Origin of the sequence: Streptomyces sp. NPDC056361 (assembly GCF_042262805.1) — a bacterium.
In the GTDB taxonomy this organism is placed as follows: domain Bacteria; phylum Actinomycetota; class Actinomycetes; order Streptomycetales; family Streptomycetaceae; genus Streptomyces.
Window position 1 is genome coordinate 1 of the sequence record NZ_JBHJQI010000307.1, and the last position, 1,951, is coordinate 1,951.

1 protein-coding gene and 2 tRNA genes are annotated in these 1,951 nt (G+C 67.1%); 2 read left to right on the forward strand and 1 reads right to left on the reverse strand.

Going from position 1 to position 1,951, the window contains the following annotated elements; all coding sequences use genetic code 11:
- Positions 1-35: 35 nt before the first annotated feature.
- Positions 36-109: transfer RNA gene (locus ACFCY7_RS40390), tRNA-Gly, on the reverse strand.
- A gap of 132 nt (positions 110-241) precedes the next feature.
- Here ACFCY7_RS40390 and ACFCY7_RS40395 point away from each other — a divergent pair.
- Together ACFCY7_RS40395 and tig are read left to right on the forward strand one after the other, a co-directional pair.
- Positions 242-318: transfer RNA gene (locus ACFCY7_RS40395), tRNA-Pro, on the forward strand.
- A 171-nt stretch (positions 319-489) separates the two neighbouring features.
- Positions 490-1,875, forward strand: coding sequence for a trigger factor (gene tig / locus ACFCY7_RS40400; RefSeq protein ID WP_376491070.1), 1,386 nt, complete (start codon positions 490-492; stop codon positions 1,873-1,875).
- Positions 1,876-1,951 lie beyond the last annotated feature (76 nt).

Here is a 1,951-nt window from a genome sequence, read left to right on the forward strand (position 1 = left end):
GTCCGGAGAAGTCTCCGGACCGGCCCTGACCTGCGTGGAGCGGGTGACGGGAATCGAACCCGCGTAGCTAGTTTGGAAGACTAGTGCTCTACCATTGAGCTACACCCGCACAGCGTCGCGCCGCAGGTCACGAGGACCGCGGCACGAGGAGCATGGTAGCCGGTCGAGGACCTTCTTCGCACACCCCGAAAACAGGGGGCGCCGCACAGTCCCCGTCCATGTACCCTACGTGTCGCACCGACGGGGTGTGGCGCAGCTTGGTAGCGCGTCCGCTTTGGGAGCGGAAGGCCGTGGGTTCAAATCCCGCCACCCCGACCATGACGATCACGCGCCCACCTCGCACGTTCTTGATCACGTTGTGGGCGTCATACCGCTTGCGGTTACTATGCAAGCTGCGTGCCCGTGTGTCTTTCTGACCGGGCCGAGCCGCCGGAGCCGCTACACGCGGTATCGGCGGATTCCAGGAATCAGCCACAAGGAGACCGAACCGTGAAGAGCGCCGTGGAGACCCTGAACCCGACCCGGGTTCGGCTCACTGTCGAGGTGCCCTTCGAGGAGCTCAAGGACAGCCTCGACGCGGCGTACAAGAAGATCAACCAGCAGGTCACGGTCAAGGGCTTCCGCAAGGGCAAGATCCCGGCTCGCGTGATCGACCAGCGGTTCGGCCGCGGCGCCGTGCTGGAGGAGGCCGTCAACGACGCGCTCCCGAAGTTCTACACCGAGGCCGTCAACGAGGCCGAGGTCAACCCGCTGGGCCAGCCCGAGGTCGACATCACCGAGCTGAAGGACGGCGAGCTGCTGGCCTTCACCGCCGAGGTCGACATCCGCCCGACGATCGAGATCCCGGACTACTCCGGCATCGAGGTCACCGTCGACGCGGTCGAGGTCACCGACGAGGACGTCGAGAAGTCCGTGGAGCAGCTCCGCGAGCGCTTCGCCTCGACCTCCCCGGTCGAGCGCGCCGCCCAGGACGGCGACGTCGTCACCATCGACCTGGAGGCCAAGGTCGACGGCGAGGTGCTGCCCGACGGCGTCGCCAGCGACGTCTCGTACACCATCGGTTCCGGCGAGCTCCTCGACGGCATCGACGAGGCCGTCAAGGGCCTGGAGGCCGGTGGCGAGGCCACCTTCACCTCGCAGCTGAAGGGCGGCTCCGCCGAGGGCAAGGACGCGGAGGTCACCGTCAAGGTCACCACCGTCGCCGCCCGTGAGCTCCCCGAGCTGGACGACGAGTTCGCCCAGCTGGCGTCGGAGTTCGACACCCTCGACGAGCTCAAGGCCGACAGCCGCAAGCGCCTCGAGAACATGAAGCAGTTCGACCAGGCCACCCAGGCCCAGGAGCGCGTCCTCGACGAGCTCCTCAAGCTGGTCGAGGTCCCGATGCCCGAGAAGCTTCTCGAGGACGAGATCAACACCCGCAAGCACAACCTGGAGCACCACCAGCTCGGCCAGATGGGCCTCGACCTCGCGAAGTACCTGGAGATCCAGGGCAAGACCGAGGAAGAGTTCCTGGCCGAGACCAAGGAGCAGGCCGAGAAGGGCATCAAGACGCAGTTCATCCTCGATGAGCTCGTCAACAAGGAGAAGCTCGACGTCTCCCGCGAGGAGCTCACCGAGCACCTGTTCCGCCGTGCCGCCTCCTCCGGCATGAGCCCCGACCAGTTCGCCCAGGCCGTGGCCCAGGGCGGCCAGGTGCCGATGCTCGTCGGCGAGGTCGCCCGCGGCAAGGCCCTCGCGGTCGTCGTCGAGGCCGCCAAGGTCGTCGACACCAACGGCGAGGTCGTCGACCTCTCGGACGACGAGGACGAGGTCGAGACCGCCGCCGAGGCCGTCGAGGCCGTCACCGGCGAGGCCGAGGTCTCCGAGGACAAGTAAGCGGCTCCGCGCCCCGGCGCCCATCATGCTACCCACCGGTAATAAGAAGCAAGCGGAAACCGGGCCCTCCTCACTC